The sequence below is a fragment of the Asaia sp. W19 genome (genome assembly GCF_003994335.1).
Taxonomy (GTDB): Bacteria; Pseudomonadota; Alphaproteobacteria; order Acetobacterales; family Acetobacteraceae; genus Asaia.
Genome location: NZ_PNQZ01000013.1, coordinates 246,286 through 264,435, shown reverse-complemented (window position 1 = coordinate 264,435; position 18,150 = coordinate 246,286). Strand labels below are relative to the sequence as shown.

The window sequence follows — 18,150 nt, the reverse complement described above, 5'->3', positions numbered from 1 at the left end:
GATCGGCAACGCCTCACTGGAACCGCGGTTCGGGCAAACCATTGAGGAGTCCCGGATATGGCCAAAAAAGTAGTTGGCTACATCAAGTTGCAGATCCCGGCCGGCAAGGCGAATCCGTCGCCGCCAGTCGGTCCGGCCCTGGGTCAGCGCGGTCTGAACATCATGCAGTTCTGCAAAGAGTTCAACGCCAAGACGCAGACTCTCGAGCCCGGCATGCCGATCCCGGTCGTTATTACGGCCTATGCGGATCGTACGTTCAGCTTCGTCACCAAGACCCCGCCGAACACCTACTTCCTGCTCAAGGCCGCCAAGGTCTCCAAGGGCAGCCAGACGGTCGGCAAGTCTGCCGCTGTTGGCTCCGTCACGACCGCGCAGCTGCGCGAGATCGCTGCAGAGAAGTTCAAGGACATGAACGCCAATGACATCGACGGCGCTGTGCGCATGCTGGCCGGTTCGGCCAAGTCGATGGGTCTGAACGTGGTGGAGGGCTGATCCTATGGCCAAGAACAAGAGGCTGAACGCCGCCCGCGCGACGGTCGACACCGACAAGCAGTATGACCTGTCCGCAGCCGTTGCTCTGGTCAAGGGCAATGCGAAAGCCAAGTTCGACGAGACCATCGAAATCTCGCTGAACCTCGGCATCGATCCCCGTCACGCTGACCAGATGGTCCGTGGTCTGATCTCGCTGCCGAACGGCACGGGCAAGGCCCTGCGCGTTGGCGTTTTCGCTCGTGGCCCCAAGGCTGAAGAAGCCAAGGCAGCCGGTGCGGAAGTCGTCGGTGCGGAAGACCTGGCCGAGAAGATCCAGAACGGTGAAATCGAGTTCGATCGCTGCATTGCGACCCCGGACATGATGGCACTGGTCGGTCGTCTGGGTAAGATCCTCGGCCCGCGCGGCCTGATGCCGAACCCCCGCCTTGGCACGGTGACCATGGACGTGAAGGGCGCCGTTCAGGCAGCCAAGTCCGGCCAGGTCGAATACCGCGCCGAGAAGGCCGGTATCATCCATGCTGGCGTTGGCAAGGCTTCCTTCGGTGAAGACAAGCTGGTCGAGAACATCAAGGCTCTGGTTGATGCCGTCCAGAAGGCACGTCCGACCGGTGCCAAGGGTACCTATCTGAAGAAGGCAGCCCTGTCTTCCACGATGGGCCCGGGTGTGCGCGTCGACGTGGCGTCGTTCACGGCCTGATTTGAGAGATGACACCGCGCGGCCTGGCCGTGCGGTGGCGCAGGGGCGGGGATATTTCTCCGCTTCCGAACCTGTCCGAGACCGGGCGTGCTGTTCTACGGAACAGCCTAAGGGATCCTGAGAGGGATCCGCGAGCGGGAGACGGGGCGCCAGCAGACAAGGGTAGGGCAACCTGCCGGAATGCTGGGTTCCGATTGAATGGACAGGCGAGCGGTACTTTTCCGATTGCGGGGAAGTGCCATGGGTAACCCGGTCTGGAAGCCAAAATTTCCGGACTGACGAGGAGAATGGATTTGGACCGTCAGGAAAAACGGGCCTTCGTCGAATTCCTCGCCAACGTGTTCAACAGCACGTCCATGGTTGTCGTGACCGAAAACAAAGGTCTCACGGTAGCTGATGTGACGGAGCTGCGTCGACGCGTTCGTGCGGCGGGTGCGACGTACAAGGTTGCGAAAAACCGGCTGGCCAGCCTCGCTCTGCATGGGACCCAATTCGACGGGATTCTTCCGCTGCTGAAGGGCCCGACCGCGCTTGCGTGGTCTGAGGATCCGGTTGCAGTCGCGAAGGCGATCGTCGAGTTCGCCAAGACGAATGAGAAGCTTGTGGTGCTCGGTGGCGCCCTTGGTAGCCAGACGCTTGATGCGAATGGTGTCAAGGCTCTTGCCGCGCTGCCGTCGCTGGATGAACTGCGTGCGCAGCTGGTGGGTATGATTTCTACCCCCGCTACGCGTATCGCAGGTGTTGTCCAGGCTCCGGCCGGCCAGCTTGCTCGCGTTTTCGGCGCCTATGCCAAGACCGGCGAAGCCGCCTGAATTGTCTTACGCAGCACCGCTCCTCTTCAGGAGCGCGGGTTGTGAATCGAAAACCAGTTACCATATAGGACCATCATCATGGCCGATCTGAACAAAATCGTTGACGAACTGTCCGCTCTGACCGTTCTCGAAGCTGCTGAACTCTCGAAGCTGCTCGAAGAGAAGTGGGGCGTTTCCGCTGCTGCTCCGGTTGCCGTTGCTGCTGCTGGCCCGGCCGCTGCCGCTGCTCCTGCTGAAGAGCAGACCGAGTTCACCGTGATCCTCGCCGAAGCCGGCGACAAGAAGATCAACGTGATCAAGGAAATCCGTGGCATCACGGGCCTGGGTCTGAAGGAAGCCAAGGACCTGGTCGAAGGCGCTCCGAAGACCGTCAAGGAAGGCGTTTCCAAGGACGAAGCAGCCAAGATCAAGAAGCTGCTTGAAGACAACGGCGCCAAGGTCGAAGTCAAGTAATCAAGCCCACGAACCGCGCTTCGCCCCCGGGCGGAGCCGGTTGTGGATTGAGACAGGTCAGGGCGGAAATCCTTTTGGGTTTCCGCCCGATTTGCCGTTGCAGACAAACCCTGTATAAGGGCCGGTTGTCACGCAACAACTTTACGAATTCACGGTGCCGGTCGTTCCGGTCGCCCGCCATGTCAGGTTTCCTGGCGTGTGGACGACCCGAAGGTCTGGTGCGAGAGGGCAGGGATAGATGAACGCAATCACCAAATCGTTCACAGGACGCAAGCGGATTCGCAAGAGCTTCGGGCGGATCCCCGAAGTTGCGCCGATGCCCAACCTGATTGACGTGCAGCGCGCGAGCTATGAGACGTTCCTTCAGATGAACGTGGCGCCTGACAGCCGTCAGCAGACGGGTCTTCGGGAAGTGTTCCGGTCGGTTTTCCCGATCAACGATTTTGCGGGACGTGGCCGTCTCGAGTTCGTTTCCTATGAACTCGAAGAGCCGAAGTATGATGTTGAGGAATGCATCCAGCGCGGGCTGACTTTCGCCGCGCCGCTGAAGGTCATTCTGCGTCTCATCGTCTGGGATGTGGATGAGGATACGGGCTCACGCTCGATCCGCGACATCAAGGAGCAGCCGGTCTACATGGGCGACATGCCGCTCATGACCGATAACGGCACCTTCATCATCAATGGCACAGAGCGCGTCATTGTCAGCCAGATGCATCGTAGCCCCGGCGTGTTCTTCGATCACGACAAGGGCAAGACGCATTCTTCCGGCAAGTATCTCTTTGCTGCCCGCGTCATCCCCTATCGCGGTTCCTGGCTCGACTTCGAGTTCGATGCCAAGGACCTGATTTATGTGCGTATCGATCGCAAGCGCAAGCTGCCGGTCACGACCCTGCTCTACGCCCTCGAAGGCGAGCACTCCATCTCTGCCCGCGCCGCCAAGGCTGCAGAAGGCGGCGACGTCGAGGCTCTCGGTATTCGTGGCATGGATCAGGACGAAATCCTGGCCTATTTCTACGGCACGGTGCCGTTCACGCGCATGCCCAAGGGCTGGGCGCGTCCGTTCGATCCCGAGGCCTTCCGTGGCATGAAGCTGCTTGAGCCGCTTTATGACGCCGATACCGGTGAAGTAGTGGCCGAGGCCGACGCCAAGCTGACGGCGCGCATGTGCCGCAAGATCGCGGAAACGACCAAGGACGTGCTCGTCGGTCGTGCCGATCTGCTGGGTCGCTTCATTGCGCAGGATCTCGTCAATGAGAACACGGGCGAGATCTATGCTGAAGCTGGTGAAGAGCTGACCGAAGCGCGTCTCGAAGCCCTCGAGGAATCGGGTGTTACCGAGCTGCCGATGCTTGCTGTCGACTCCTCGCATGGCCCCTGGATCCGCAATACACTGGCCGTGGACAAGAACAACCGCCGCGATGAAGCGCTGATCGATATCTATCGCATCATGCGCCCCGGTGAGCCGCCGACCCCGGAAACGGCAGAAGCCATGTTCCAGGGCCTGTTCTTTGATGCCGACCGCTACGATCTCTCGGCCGTTGGTCGCGTCAAGATGAATATGCGTCTGGAAGTCGATGCGCCGGACACCATGCGCGTTCTGCGCAAGGAAGACATCCTGCGCACCGTCAAGATCATGTGCGAGCTCAAGGACGGTCGCGGCCAGATCGACGACATCGATAATCTCGGTAACCGTCGCGTCCGCTCCGTTGGCGAGCTGATGGAAAACCAGTATCGCGTCGGCCTGCTCCGCATGGAGCGCGCCATTCGCGAGCGTATGGGTTCGGTCGATGTCGATACGGTCATGCCGCATGACCTGATCAACGCCAAGCCTGCCGCTGCTGCTGTGCGTGAGTTCTTCGGCTCGTCGCAGCTCAGCCAGTTCATGGACCAGACCAATCCGCTCTCCGAAGTGACGCATAAGCGTCGTCTCTCGGCGCTTGGCCCGGGCGGTCTGACCCGTGAGCGCGCCGGCTTCGAAGTCCGTGACGTTCATCCGACGCATTACGGCCGTATCTGCCCGATTGAGACGCCTGAAGGGCCGAATATCGGTCTGATCAACTCGCTCTCGACCTATGCCAAGGTGAACAAGTACGGCTTCATCGAGACGCCGTATCGCCTCGTGCAGGATGGCGTGCTGCAGGCCGGGTGGAAGTACCTCTCCGCCATGGAAGAGGACAAGCTGATCGTCGCCCAGGCTGATGCCGCGCAGGACAAGAGCACGGGCCGTCTGACCGACGAGCTGGTTTCTGTCCGTCGTTCGGGTGACTTCCGCTTGGTCCCGCCCGAGCAGGTCACGGCTTGCGACGTTTCGCCCAAGCAGCTCGTTTCCGTCGCTGCGGCGCTGATTCCGTTCCTCGAGAACGATGACGCCAACCGCGCATTGATGGGCTCGAACATGCAGCGTCAGGCCGTGCCGCTGGTGCGCGCCGATGCGCCGCTGGTCGGTACGGGCATGGAAGCCGCTGTGGCCCATGACTCGGGTGCGACCATCGTTGCCAAGCGCAATGGCGTGATCGACCAGATCGACGGTGCACGTATCGTTGTGCGTGCCACCGACGAAGCCGGGTCGACCCAGGGCGTCGATATCTATCGTCTGCGCAAGTACATGCGTTCGAACCAATCCACCTGCATTAACCAGCGTCCGCTGGTACGCGTGGGTGACACGGTTCATGCTGGTGACATCATCGCTGACGGTCCGTCCACCGAGCTGGGCGAGTTGGCCCTGGGCCGCAACGTGCTCGTCGCGTTCATGCCCTGGAACGGTTACAACTTCGAAGACTCGATCCTCATCTCCGAGCGTATCGCCCGTGATGACGTGTTCACCTCGATCCATATCGAGGAATTCGAGGTCATGGCGCGTGACACCAAGCTGGGTCAGGAAGAAATCACCCGCGACATTCCGAATGTCGGCGAGGAAGCCCTGCGCAACCTCGACGAGGCCGGTATTGTCTATGTCGGCGCCGAAGTTAACCCGGGCGATATCCTGATCGGCAAGGTCACACCGAAGGGCGAAAGCCCGATGACGCCGGAAGAGAAGCTCCTGCGCGCCATCTTCGGTGAAAAGGCTTCTGACGTTCGCGACACCTCGCTCAAGCTGCCCCCGGGCACGAGCGGCACGATCGTTGACGTGCGCGTCTTTTCACGCCGCGGCGTGGACAAAGACGAGCGCGCCATGGCGATCGAGCGCGCCGAGATCGAGCGTCTGACCAAGGATCGTGACGATGAGCGCGCCATTCAGGAGCGCAGCTTCGTGGCCCGTCTGCGCGAGCGTCTGCTGAACCAGACGGCTGCGGCTGGCTTCAAGGGTATTCGTGCAGGCACCGTTATCACCGACGAGGTTCTGGACGAGCATCCGCGTGGCGCCTGGCGCAACATCACGGTCAGCGATGACAGCGTGATGTCCGAGCTGGAAACACTGCGCCGTGAATATGACGCTGCCGTTGGCAAGATTCAGGCCCGTTTCGACAGCAAGGTCGAGAAGCTGCAGCGCGGTGACGAGCTGCCGCCGGGCGTGATGAAGATGGTCAAGGTCTTCGTGGCTGTGAAGCGCAAGCTGCAGCCGGGTGACAAGATGGCCGGTCGCCATGGTAACAAGGGTGTCGTTTCGCGCGTCGTGCCAGTCGAGGACATGCCGTTCCTTGAGGATGGTACGCCCGTCGATCTCGTTCTGAACCCGCTGGGCGTGCCGTCGCGCATGAATGTCGGTCAGATTCTCGAGACCCATTTGGGCTGGGCCTGTGCCAATATCGGCCAGAATATCGGCAAGATTGCCGATGACTACCAGCGCACCGGTGAGCGCAAGCTCGAGCTGCTTGAGAGCCTGCGTGACGTCTACGGCGATGCCGTGTTCGAGAGCGATATCGCGACCCTGCCGAACGAGCAGCTTCTCGAGCTGACCGGTAACCTCCGCAAGGGCGTGCCGATCGCAACACCGGTGTTCGACGGTGCGTCGATCCCGGACATCGAGGACATGCTGGTGAAGGCCGGTGTGGACAAGTCGGGCCAGTCGCAGCTGATCGACGGCCGTACGGGTGAGGCTTTCGAGCGTCGCACCACGGTCGGCTACATCTACATGCTGAAGCTGCATCACCTTGTCGACGACAAGATCCATGCCCGCTCGATCGGTCCGTACTCGCTCGTCACGCAGCAGCCGCTGGGTGGTAAGGCGCAGTTCGGTGGTCAGCGCTTCGGTGAGATGGAAGTCTGGGCTCTTGAAGCTTACGGTGCCGCCTACACCTTGCAGGAAATGCTCACGGTCAAGTCCGATGACGTTTCCGGCCGTACGAAGGTCTATGAGGCCATTGTGCGTGAGCAGGACGATTTCGAAGCCGGTATCCCCGAAAGCTTCAACGTTCTGATCAAGGAACTGAAGTCGCTCGGCCTGAATGTCGATCTGGAGCAGAGCGCAATCTGATGCGCTTTGTCTCCGCCTTTTCTGTGTTTGTTGCTAACGCGGGCGCGGCCGGCCTTCCGGCCCGCTCCGTGAAATGGGATTTCGGCGCATGAACGAACTCATGAAGATCCTTGGTCAGACGGGCCAGACCCAGTCTTTTGACCAGATCAAAATCCAGCTCGCTTCATCCGAGCAGATCCGCTCCTGGTCTTACGGCGAGATCAAGAAGCCCGAGACCATCAACTACCGTACGTTCAAGCCCGAGCGTGACGGCCTGTTCTGTGCGCGTATCTTCGGCCCGATCAAGGACTATGAGTGCCTGTGCGGCAAGTACAAGCGCATGAAGTTCCGCGGCATCGTGTGCGAGAAATGCGGCGTGGAAGTCACGCTTGCCAAGGTTCGCCGCGAGCGTATGGGCCATATTGAGCTGGCTTCGCCGGTTGCGCATATCTGGTTCCTGAAGTCGCTGCCGAGCCGCATCGCGACGATGATCGATATCACGCTGAAGGACCTCGAAAAGGTCCTGTATTTCGAGAGCTATATCGTTCTCGAATCCGGCACGAGCCCGTTCAAGCGCTATTCGCTGCTGTCGGAAGATCAGTATTTCGACGCCATGGACGACTATGCCGACGAAGGCCTGGAAGTCGGTATCGGTGCCGAGGCGGTCAAGAAGATCCTGTGGAAGGCGCGTCTGCTCTCCACCGAGACCGATCGCCCGGGTCTGATCGACCGTGACGGCCGCGATCAGGACAAGTCTGACGGTGATCTGCTGCGTGAAGACCTGCGCGAAGCCACGTCGGAAGCGAAGCGCAAGAAGCTTGTCAAGCGCCTCAAGCTGTTTGAAGCCTTTGCCGAGAGCGGTTCGCGCCCGGAATGGATGATTCTGGACCTCGTCCCGGTCATTCCGCCCGAGCTGCGCCCGCTCGTGCCGCTGGATGGCGGTCGTTTCGCGACGTCCGATCTGAACGATCTCTATCGCCGCGTGATCAATCGTAACAATCGACTGAAGCGCCTGATCGAGCTGCGTGCGCCGGACATCATTGTCCGCAACGAAAAGCGCATGCTGCAGGAAGCTGTTGACGCGCTGTTCGATAACGGCCGTCGTGGTCGCGCCATCACGGGTGCCAACAAGCGTCCGCTGAAGTCGCTCTCCGACATGCTGAAAGGCAAGCAGGGCCGCTTCCGTCAGAACCTTCTCGGCAAGCGCGTCGACTATTCGGGCCGTTCGGTCATTGTGGTCGGACCCGAGCTGAAGCTGCACCAGTGCGGCCTGCCGAAGAAGATGGCGCTCGAGCTGTTCAAGCCGTTCATCTACAGCAAGCTCGAGAAATACGGTCACGCCACCACCATCAAGGCCGCAAAGCGCATGGTGGAGAAGGAGCGTCCGGAAGTCTGGGATATCCTCGAAGAGGTTATCCGCGAACATCCGGTGATGCTGAACCGTGCGCCGACCCTTCACCGTCTCGGCATCCAGGCCTTCGAGCCCGTGCTGATCGAAGGCAAGGCGATCCAGCTGCATCCGCTGGTCTGCACCGCGTTCAACGCCGACTTCGACGGCGACCAGATGGCCGTTCACGTGCCGCTGTCGCTTGAAGCCCAGCTTGAAGCCCGCGTGCTGATGATGTCGACCAATAACATCCTCAGCCCCGCGAACGGCAAGCCGATCATCGTGCCGTCGCAGGACATCGTGCTTGGTCTGTACTATCTGAGCCTCGAGGTTCCCGAGTATCACACGACGCCAGATCAGGCCGAGTATGATGCGGAAGGGCGTCTGGTTAAGGCTGGTCCGTCTGCCTATGCGTCAGTGGCCGAGATCGAGCTCGCCATGAACGAGGGCACCCTCAAGCTGCACGACAAGATCCGTCTCCGCATGGATACGCTGGATGCCGACGGCAAGCCCGTCCGTCAGACCATGCTCACCACGCCGGGTCGTGCTCTGATCGCGCAGATCCTGCCGCGCAACGCCGCTATCCCGTTCTCGCTGGTCAACAAGCAGCTGACCAAGAAGAATGTGTCGGACGTGATCGACGCCGTGTACCGTCACTGCGGTCAGAAGGAAGCGGTCATTTTCTGTGACCGTCTCATGGGCCTCGGTTTCCGCCACGCCGCACGCGCCGGTATCTCCTTCGGCAAGGATGACATGATCATCCCGGTCGAGAAGCAGGAACTGGTCGAGCGCACGCAGGCCGAGATCAAGGAATTCGAGCAGCAGTATCAGGACGGTCTGATCACGGCTGGCGAGCGTTATAACAAGGTGGTTGACGCCTGGTCGCGTTGCACGGACGAAGTCCAGGCCGCGATGATGAAGGAGATTTCGCGCCAGGTCATCGGCAAGCCGACGAACTCGGTCTGGATGATGAGCCATTCCGGTGCGCGTGGGTCGCCAGCCCAGATGAAGCAGCTTGCCGGTATGCGCGGTCTGATGGCCAAGCCGTCGGGCGAGATCATCGAGCAGCCGATCATCGCGAACTTCAAAGAAGGCCTTTCGGTTCTCGATTACTTCACCTCCACCCACGGTGCCCGTAAGGGTCTCGCGGATACGGCGCTGAAGACGGCGAACTCGGGTTACCTCACGCGTCGCCTCGTCGACGTGGCGCAGGACTGCATCATCGTCGAGAATGATTGCGGCACCGAGCGTGGCCTGACGATTCGTGCGGTCATGGATAGTGGTGAGGTCATCTCTTCGCTTTCCGAGCGTATCCTGGGTCGTACCCTGACGGCTGACGTGACCGACCCGGTAAGCGGTGCGGTTCTCTTCCCGCGCAACACGCTGATCGAGGAAGCCGAGGCAGAGATCATCGAGAAGGCAGGCGTCGAAAGCGTGCTGATTCGTTCGGTGCTGACCTGTGACAGCCGCGTCGGTGTGTGCGGTCATTGCTATGGCCGCGACCTTGCACGCGGTACGCCAGTCAATATCGGTGAGGCCGTAGGCGTTATCGCTGCGCAGTCCATCGGTGAGCCTGGCACGCAGCTGACCATGCGTACCTTCCATATTGGTGGTGCGGCAACGCGTGGTGCAGAGCAGTCGATGGTCGAGGCGTCGCGCGACGGCAAGGTGACCATTCGCAACCGCAACGTGGTTCAGAACAGCCAGAACGTCACCATCGTGATGTCGCGTAACTGCGAAATCCTGCTGACGGACGAGAAGGGCGTGGAGCGCGCACGTTACCGCGTGCCTTACGGTGCCCGTCTGATGGTCAATGAGGGCCAGGAAGTCACGCGCGGCCTGAAGATGGCCGAGTGGGATCCCTACACCCTGCCGATCATCACCGAGCAGGCCGGTACGGTCGAGTATCTCGACCTGATCGACTCCATCACGCTCGTCGAGCGCATGGACGAAGTGACGGGCCTGACCTCGAAGGTGGTCGTTGACTACAAGCAGGGCAGCAAGGGTGTGGATCTGCGTCCGCGCCTGCAGCTCAAGGATGCCGCGGGCAACGTGGTCCGACTCGCAAACGGTAATGAGGCGCGCTACTTCCTGTCGCCCGACTCACTGCTGTCGATCGAGAACGGCGCCACAGTCCATGCCGGTGACGTGCTGGCCCGTATCCCGCGTGAAGGTTCGAAGACCCGTGACATTACGGGTGGTCTGCCGCGCGTGGCCGAACTGTTTGAAGCCCGCCGTCCGAAGGATCACGCGATCATCGCGGAGACCGAAGGCCGGATCGAGATCGGCAAGGACTACAAGTCCAAGCGCTGCATCATCGTGAAGAACGACGAGACCGGGGAAGAGACCAACTACCTCATCCCGAAGGGCAAGCACGTCTCGGTGCAGGAAGGCGACTTCGTGCAGAAGGGCGATCCGCTGGTCGATGGTCCCCGCGTGCCGCATGACATTCTCAAGGTCATGGGTGTCGAGGCGCTGTCCGATTATCTCGTCAACGAGATCCAGGACGTCTATCGACTGCAGGGCGTGAAGATCAATGACAAGCATATCGAAGTCATTGTTCGTCAGATGCTGCAGAAGGTGGAAATCCTTGAGCCGGGCGATACGACCTATCTGATCGGCGAGACGGTGGACCGCATCGAGTTCGAGGTCGAGAACGAGAAGCGCGTCAAGATGGGTGAGGAGCCTGCACGCGGCATGCCCATCCTGCAGGGCATCACCAAGGCCTCGTTGCAGACGCAGTCCTTCATCTCTGCGGCCTCCTTCCAGGAGACCACACGTGTGCTGACCGAAGCGGCAACAGCCGGCAAGGTCGATACGCTGAATGGCCTGAAGGAGAACGTGATTGTCGGGCGTCTGATCCCGGCAGGTACAGGCAGCGTGATGAACAAGCTGCGCGCCATGGCGGCCTCCCAGGACCGCCAGCGCGTGAGCCGGGCCGCCCCCGAGGTGACCGACGACGCGGCCGAGTAGAACCCCGCGACCGCCACAGGGGGAAACCCCTGTGGCGTCTCGGAAAAACTAGTTTACGTTTGAGATCGGGCGGGGTAATACCCGCCCGATTTCGTATCCGGCGATTCGAGACGGGAATCGAACGAGAATCGGGCAGAACGCTAGAGTATGCTTGACTTTCATCCGAAACGGCCATAGGGTCCGCGCCCTCGGCTACCCCCGTCTCCTAAGGCGTCTGAGCCGTTGATAGACAGCATCAAACGCTAACGGTGCCGCCGCCCTCGGGTGAGGCTCAGGCCGGTAGTGAAAGAGTCAAAAGCGGGCGGCATTCTGCCGCGCGCTGAATTTTGTTGGAAGCAAGCTGATCGGGCGTCGCTCGATCTAGCAGTGAGCAAGGATCGGGAAGGGCGTATGCCGACCATCAACCAGTTGATCGCCAAGGGCCGCGAGCCTGCCGCCAAGCGGAATAAAGTGCCGGCCCTCCAGGGTTGCCCCCAGAAGCGCGGCGTTTGCACGCGCGTCTATACGGTTACCCCGAAAAAGCCGAACTCGGCCCTGCGTAAGGTGGCAAAGGTGCGCCTGACCAACGGGTATGAGGTCGTTAGCTACATTCCGGGTGAAGGCCATAACCTGCAGGAACACAGCGTCGTGCTGATCCGCGGCGGCCGTGTAAAAGATTTGCCGGGTGTGCGTTATCACATCCTGCGCGGCGTGCTTGACACGCAGGGCATCGCCAAGCGTCGTCAGCGCCGTTCGCTGTATGGCGCGAAGCGTCCGAAGTAAGAGGAAATTCAGGCATGAGTCGCCGTCATCGCGCTGTAAAGCGTGAGATCCTTCCCGATCCGAAGTTCGGAGATGTCGTCATCACGCGTTTTATGAACGCTCTGATGTACGATGGTAAGAAGTCCACAGCCGAGGGCATCGTTTACGGTGCGCTTGAGTCCGTGCGTCGTCGTGGCGGTGCCACGGCTGATCCGGTCGCCATGTTCCATGCGGCTCTGGACAACGTGAAGCCGGCCGTAGAGGTTCGCTCCCGCCGCGTCGGCGGTGCGACCTATCAGGTCCCCGTCGAAGTTCGTGCCGAGCGCCGTCAGGCCCTCGCCATCCGCTGGCTGATCGACGCCTCGCGCAAGCGCGGTGAAAACACGATGCAGGAACGCCTTTCCAACGAGCTGATGGACGCGATTAACAATCGCGGCTCCGCCGTCAAGAAGCGCGAAGACACGCATCGTATGGCTGAAGCAAATAAAGCATTCAGCCACTATCGTTGGTAAGCTGAACAGGCTAACCGATTTCCCCGGGTGCATCCTTCGGAGGTGCCTGGTACGAATTAGCAATCTTCCCCGCCGCACCTTCGGCGGTGGGTTATGGAGAGAATGATGGCTAAGGCTAAATTTGAGCGGACGAAGCCGCACTGCAACATCGGCACCATCGGTCACGTCGACCATGGCAAGACCTCACTGACGGCTGCAATCACGAAGACGCTCGCCAAGTCCGGCGGCGCGACCTTCCGTGCGTATGACCAGATCGACGCTGCTCCTGAAGAGCGCGCTCGCGGCATCACGATCTCCACCGCTCACGTTGAGTACGAGACCAAGAACCGTCACTACGCCCACGTCGACTGCCCGGGCCATGCTGACTACGTCAAGAACATGATCACGGGTGCCGCCCAGATGGACGGCGCGATCCTGGTTGTGTCTGCTGCTGACGGCCCGATGCCCCAGACGCGTGAGCACATCCTGCTCGCTCGCCAGGTTGGCGTTCCGGCGCTGGTCGTGTTCCTGAACAAGGTTGACCAGGTTGACGACGCCGAGCTCCTCGAGCTCGTCGAAATGGAAGTCCGTGAGCTTCTCTCGTCCTACCAGTTCCCCGGCGACGATATCCCCATCGTCAAGGGTTCGGCTCTGGTGACGCTTGAAGACGGCGACGCAGCAATCGGTGAAGACCGCGTGCTCGAGCTGATGGAAGCGGTTGACACCTACATCCCGCAGCCGGAGCGTCCGGTTGACCGTCCGTTCCTGATGCCGATCGAAGACGTGTTCTCGATCTCGGGTCGTGGTACGGTTGTCACGGGTCGCGTTGAGCGTGGCGTTGTGAACGTGGGTGACGAAGTCGAAATCGTCGGCCTCAAGGACACCGTCAAGACGACCGTCACGGGCGTCGAGATGTTCCGCAAGCTGCTCGATCGCGGTGAAGCCGGTGACAACATCGGTGCGCTGGTTCGCGGCACGAAGCGTGAAGACGTTGAGCGCGGTCAGGTTCTTGCAAAGCCGGGTTCGATCACCCCGCACAAGAAGTTTAAGGCCGAGGCTTACATCCTCACGAAGGAAGAAGGCGGACGTCACACTCCGTTCTTTACAAACTACCGTCCGCAGTTCTATTTCCGCACGACCGACGTCACGGGCGTCGTTCAGCTGCCGGAAGGCACGGAAATGGTCATGCCGGGCGATAACGTTGCCATGGACGTCGAGCTGATTGCTCCGATCGCCATGGACGAAGGTCTCCGCTTCGCTATCCGTGAAGGCGGCCGCACCGTCGGTGCAGGCGTGGTCTCCTCGATCAGCGCCTGATTGTAAGCACGGGCCCTGATTTGGTTGGCCCCGGTCGGAGTAATCCGGCCGGGGTCGGCTTTAGAAGGGACCAGGAGGGAGCAGGGTAAGACCCGAACCCCAACGAGTTGGATTATTGGTAAGATGGACAACCAGAACATCCGCATTCGCCTAAAGGCGTACGATCACCGCGTGCTCGACAACAGCACGAAGGAAATCGTAAACACGGCGAAGCGTACGGGTGCGCGGGTTCGGGGTCCTATCCCGCTACCGACGCATATCGAGCGGTTCACTGTGAACCGTTCCCCACATGTGGACAAGAAAAGCCGCGAGCAGTTCGAAATTCGGACTCATCGCCGCCTGCTCGACATTGTTGAGCCGACACCGCAGACCGTGGACGCCCTCATGAAGCTCGACCTCGCCGCTGGCGTTGACGTCGAGATCAAACTTTAAGGTCCAGACGATGCGTACCGGATTGATCGCAAAGAAGCTGGGAATGACCCGGCTATTCAAGGAAGATGGCACACATGTGCCGGTCACAGTGCTGCATCTCGACGAGGTCGAGGTTGTGGACGCCCGCACGCAGGAGCGTGATGGCTACACCGCAGTGCAGATCGGCATGAGCAAGGCAAAGGTGAAGAACGTCACCAAGCCGATGCGTGGCCATTATGCTCGCACCAAGGTGGAGCCGAAGAAGACTCTTGTCGAGTTTCGCGTGGCAGAAGATGCCGTGCTTGAGGCTGGCACGAAGCTCTCTGCGGCCCATTTCGTCGTTGGCCAGAAGGTCGACGTCACCGGCACCAGCAAGGGCAAAGGCTTCGCCGGCGTCATGAAGCGCTGGAACTTCGCTGGTCTTGAAGCCTCCCATGGCGTGTCCATCAGCCATCGTTCGCATGGTTCGACGGGTCAGCGCCAGGATCCGGGCAAGGTCTTCAAGGGCAAGAAAATGGCCGGTCATATGGGTGACGAGCGCATCACGACGCTTAATCTCGAAGTGGCAGCCGTTGACGCCGAACGCAACCTGATCATGGTTCGTGGTTCGATTCCGGGTGCCAAGAATGGCCTGGTGATGATCCGCGATGCGATCAAGAAGGCCCGCCATGCAGATGCGCCGTACCCGGCAGCGACTGCGGCGGCCGCCGGTTAAGGACTGAGGGCGATGGAATACGATATCAAAACCCTCGATAATGGCAGCGCCGGAACGGTGACCCTGCCAGAGGAACTGTTCGGCGCTACCCCGCGCACGGACATCATGGCACGCGTTGTCCACTGGCAGCTGGCCAAGCGCCGCGCTGGTACGCACCGCACCAAGGGCATGGGCGAGATTTCTGGCACGACCAAGAAGCCGTACCGCCAGAAGGGCACAGGCTCGGCACGTCAGGGCTCGCTGCGCGCACCGCAGTTCCGCACTGGTGGCGTCGTTCATGGTCCGGTCGTTCGCGACCATGGCTATGACCTGCCCAAGAAGGTGCGTCGCCTCGGCCTGATCTCTGCGCTGTCGCAGAAGGCCGCAGCGGGCAAGCTGATCGTCATCGATCAGGCCGCTGGTGTGACCAAGACCCGTGAAGCTGCTGCAAAGCTGGCTGCGCTGGGTTGGTCCTCCGCCCTGATCGTCGACGGCGCCGTTGATGTGGCTTTCGGTCGCGCTGTGCGCAACCTGCCCAAGATCGACGTGCTGCCCACGATCGGCGCCAACGTCTATGACATTCTGAACCACGATGTTCTCGTGCTGACGCGCGCAGGGCTCGAGGGTCTCAAGGAGCGCCTGGCATGACCACGGGCATCGTTCTTGCGCGCCGCACGAAGGCGCAGCGCATGACGCGTGAAGCGATGTTTGACATCGTTCGCGCGCCGCTCATCACCGAGAAGGCGACGGCCCTCTCCGAGCGTAACCAAGTTGTTTTCCGCGTGGCGATGACCGCCGCGAAGCCGGAAATCAAGGTTGCGGTCGAGACGCTTTTCGGCGTCAAGGTCGTCTCCGTGAACACGCTGGTGCAGAAGGGCAAGACCAAGATGGTCAAGGGCCGTCCTGGTCGCCGTTCGGACATCAAGAAGGCGTATGTTCAGCTTGCGGAAGGTCAGTCCATTGACCTCACCGCGAAGCTGGGCTGACGCGGGATAGGATACCATGGCACTCAAGCACTTTAATCCCACGACGCCGAGCACACGTGGCACGGTTCTGATCGATCGCAGCGAGCTCTATAAGGGCAAGCCGGTCAAGCAGCTGACCGAAGGCAAGAACAAGACGGGCGGCCGTAACAACCACGGTCGTACTACGTCGCGTTTCCGTGGCGGCGGGCACAAGCAGTCCTACCGTTATGTGGACTTCAAGCGTCGCAAGTTCGATGTGGCCGGCACGGTCGAGCGTCTGGAATATGACCCGAACCGCACCGCCTTCATCGCGCTGATCAAGTACGAAGACGGCGAGCTGGCGTATATCTTGGCACCGCAGCGCGTTAAGGTTGGCGATCAGGTGATCGCTGGCGAACGCACTGACGTGAAGCCGGGCAACGCCATGCCGCTGGGTTCGATGCCTGTCGGTACGATCGTGCACAACATCGAGCTGAAGCCCGGTGCTGGTGGCAAGATCGCCCGTTCGGCTGGCACGTATTGCCAGCTGGTCGGCAAGGATGCCGGTTACGCCCAGATCAAGCTGCAGTCCGGTGAGCTCCGTCTCGTCCGTGGCGAATGCATGGCCACTGTTGGCGCGGTGTCGAACCCCGACAACATGAACCAGCATCTCGGCAAGGCCGGGCGCAACCGTTGGCTCGGTCGTCGTCCGCATAACCGTGGCGTCGTCATGAACCCGGTCGACCATCCGCATGGTGGTGGTGAAGGCCGTACCTCTGGTGGCCGTCATCCGGTTACGCCGTGGGGCAAGCCGACCAAGGGCTACAAGACTCGTGTTAACAAGAAGACGGACAGCCTGATCATCCGTCGCCGCAAGACCGGCAAGTAAGAAGGGGGCAAACAGAGATGGCACGTTCCGTCTGGAAGGGCCCGTTCGTTGACGGGTACTTGTTCGGCAAGGCTGAAGCGTCGCGCGCTTCGGGTCGTAATGAGGTGATCAAGATCTGGTCGCGTCGTTCCACCATCCTGCCGCAGTTCGTCGGACTCACGTTCGGCGTTTATAATGGCCACAAGTTCCTGCCGGTGCAGGTGACGGAAAACATGGTCGGGCACAAGTTCGGTGAGTTCTCGCCGACACGCACGTTCCCCGGTCATGCTTCCGACAAGAAGTCGAAGCGGGGCTGATCATGAGCAAGCCGAAGCACATTCGCACACTCGCTGATACGGAAGCGCAGGCTGTTGCCCGCAACATCCGCGTCAGCCCGCGCAAGCTGAACCTGGTTGCGGCGATGATCCGCAACCAGCCGGCAGACAAGGCAATCGCAGCGCTGACGTTCTCGCGTCGCCGTATCGCTCAGCAGGTTCGCAAGACCTTGGAGAGCGCTGTGGCCAATGCAGAGAACAATCATCAGCTCGATGTCGATCAGCTCGTGGTCAAGACCGCAGAAGTTGGCAAGTCGATCGTCATGAAGCGCTTCCACGCTCGTGGCCGTGGTCGTTCCTCGCGCATCGAGAAGTTCTTCAGCCATCTGAAGATCGTCGTTGCCGAGCGCGCTGCAGACGAAGCGCCTGCGCCGAAGGGCAAGGGCAAGGACGCAGCAGAGCAGAAGGCAGCCTGATATGGGACACAAAGTCAATCCGATCGGGCTCCGGCTCGGCGTAAACCGCACCTGGGATAGCCGCTGGTACGCTGGCAATGACTATTCCCGTCTGCTGCATGAAGACCTGATGCTGCGCGCCTATCTGCGTCGCAAGCTGTCGGGTGCAGGCGTCTCCCGCGTTGTGATCGAGCGCCCGGCCAAGAAGCCGCGCGTCACGATCTATGCAGCGCGTCCTGGCGTCGTCATCGGCAAGAAGGGTCAGGACATCGATGCTCTGCGCAAGGATCTGAGCCGCCTGGCAAAGACCGACGTTGCGCTGAACATTGTCGAGATCCGCAAGCCTGAAATCGACGCGACCCTGGTTGCCGAGAACATTGCGCAGCAGCTGGAGCGCCGCGTGGCCTTCCGTCGTGCGATGAAGCGTGCGGTTCAGTCTGCCATGCGTCTTGGCGCGCAGGGTATCCGAATCAACTGCTCCGGCCGTCTCGGTGGCGCGGAAATCGCTCGTATCGAGTGGTATCGCGAAGGTCGCGTGCCACTTCACACGTTGCGCGCCGACATCGATTACGGTATCGCCACTGCCAAGACGACCTATGGTACGTGCGGTGTGAAAGTCTGGATCTTCAAGGGTGAAATCCTTGCCCATGATCCGATGGCTCAGGACCGTCGTGCAGCGGAACAAGCGCCGCAGCGCTGAGCAGTAGATTATGACAAGCGCCGCGAGGCGCATGAGGATACGACACC

The 18,150-nt window shown here is 60.7% G+C and carries 17 protein-coding genes; all 17 read left to right on the top strand.

Annotated elements, in window-relative coordinates; translation table 11 throughout:
- Positions 1–57 precede the first annotated feature (57 nt).
- The 17 genes from rplK (at position 58) to rpsC (ending at position 18,103) form a co-directional block, all read left to right on the top strand.
- A complete protein-coding gene (gene rplK, locus C0V97_RS02820) occupies positions 58–492 on the top strand; it encodes a 50S ribosomal protein L11 (RefSeq protein WP_025885428.1) in 435 nt (144 codons plus the stop codon).
- A gap of 4 nt (positions 493–496) precedes the next feature.
- Positions 497–1,189 (top strand): 50S ribosomal protein L1, encoded by a 693-nt coding sequence (gene rplA, locus C0V97_RS02815; protein ID WP_127100458.1) that lies wholly within the window; start codon positions 497–499, stop codon positions 1,187–1,189.
- A 293-nt stretch (positions 1,190–1,482) separates the two neighbouring features.
- Positions 1,483–2,001 carry a 50S ribosomal protein L10 gene (rplJ, locus tag C0V97_RS02810; protein WP_062165691.1) on the top strand — a complete coding sequence of 173 codons (519 nt, stop codon included), beginning with the start codon at positions 1,483–1,485 and terminating at the stop codon, positions 1,999–2,001.
- Positions 2,002–2,079: 78 nt separating this feature from the next.
- Entirely contained in the window at positions 2,080–2,454 is a 375-nt protein-coding gene (rplL, locus tag C0V97_RS02805; protein WP_023979011.1) for a 50S ribosomal protein L7/L12, read from the top strand.
- Positions 2,455–2,692: 238 nt separating this feature from the next.
- The gene (gene rpoB, locus C0V97_RS02800; RefSeq protein ID WP_127100456.1) at positions 2,693–6,868 is read left to right on the top strand and encodes a DNA-directed RNA polymerase subunit beta; all 4,176 of its coding nucleotides are present in this window, start codon (positions 2,693–2,695) and stop codon (positions 6,866–6,868) included.
- Between the two features lie 88 nt (positions 6,869–6,956).
- Complete coding sequence (gene rpoC / locus C0V97_RS02795) at positions 6,957–11,207, top strand: DNA-directed RNA polymerase subunit beta' (protein WP_127100454.1); 4,251 nt, start codon at positions 6,957–6,959, stop codon at positions 11,205–11,207.
- 390 nt (positions 11,208–11,597) lie between these two features.
- The gene (gene rpsL / locus C0V97_RS02790) at positions 11,598–11,969 is read left to right on the top strand and encodes a 30S ribosomal protein S12 (protein WP_023979007.1); all 372 of its coding nucleotides are present in this window, start codon (positions 11,598–11,600) and stop codon (positions 11,967–11,969) included.
- Positions 11,970–11,983: 14 nt separating this feature from the next.
- Complete coding sequence (rpsG, locus tag C0V97_RS02785; protein WP_023979006.1) at positions 11,984–12,460, top strand: 30S ribosomal protein S7; 477 nt, start codon at positions 11,984–11,986, stop codon at positions 12,458–12,460.
- Between the two features lie 105 nt (positions 12,461–12,565).
- A complete protein-coding gene (gene tuf / locus C0V97_RS02780; RefSeq protein WP_023979005.1) occupies positions 12,566–13,756 on the top strand; it encodes an elongation factor Tu in 1,191 nt (396 codons plus the stop codon).
- A gap of 123 nt (positions 13,757–13,879) precedes the next feature.
- Positions 13,880–14,188, top strand: coding sequence for a 30S ribosomal protein S10 (rpsJ, locus tag C0V97_RS02775; protein ID WP_007282720.1), 309 nt, complete (start codon positions 13,880–13,882; stop codon positions 14,186–14,188).
- A gap of 10 nt (positions 14,189–14,198) precedes the next feature.
- Positions 14,199–14,882: a 50S ribosomal protein L3 gene (gene rplC / locus C0V97_RS02770; protein ID WP_023979004.1), complete on the top strand. Its 684-nt coding sequence runs from the start codon at positions 14,199–14,201 to the stop codon at positions 14,880–14,882.
- 12 nt (positions 14,883–14,894) lie between these two features.
- On the top strand, positions 14,895–15,509 hold the full coding sequence (gene rplD / locus C0V97_RS02765; protein ID WP_127100452.1) for a 50S ribosomal protein L4: 615 nt from the start codon (positions 14,895–14,897) through the stop codon (positions 15,507–15,509).
- A 41-nt stretch (positions 15,510–15,550) separates the two neighbouring features.
- A complete protein-coding gene (locus tag C0V97_RS02760; protein ID WP_171840724.1) occupies positions 15,551–15,847 on the top strand; it encodes a 50S ribosomal protein L23 in 297 nt (98 codons plus the stop codon).
- Positions 15,848–15,863: 16 nt separating this feature from the next.
- Positions 15,864–16,694, top strand: a complete 831-nt coding sequence (gene rplB, locus C0V97_RS02755) for a 50S ribosomal protein L2 (RefSeq protein ID WP_127100450.1) — start codon at positions 15,864–15,866, stop codon at positions 16,692–16,694.
- Between the two features lie 17 nt (positions 16,695–16,711).
- Positions 16,712–16,990: a 30S ribosomal protein S19 gene (gene rpsS, locus C0V97_RS02750; protein ID WP_023979000.1), complete on the top strand. Its 279-nt coding sequence runs from the start codon at positions 16,712–16,714 to the stop codon at positions 16,988–16,990.
- 2 nt (positions 16,991–16,992) lie between these two features.
- Positions 16,993–17,424 (top strand): 50S ribosomal protein L22, encoded by a 432-nt coding sequence (gene rplV, locus C0V97_RS02745; RefSeq protein WP_023978999.1) that lies wholly within the window; start codon positions 16,993–16,995, stop codon positions 17,422–17,424.
- 1 nt (position 17,425) lies between these two features.
- On the top strand, positions 17,426–18,103 hold the full coding sequence (gene rpsC / locus C0V97_RS02740; RefSeq protein WP_023978998.1) for a 30S ribosomal protein S3: 678 nt from the start codon (positions 17,426–17,428) through the stop codon (positions 18,101–18,103).
- Positions 18,104–18,150 lie beyond the last annotated feature (47 nt).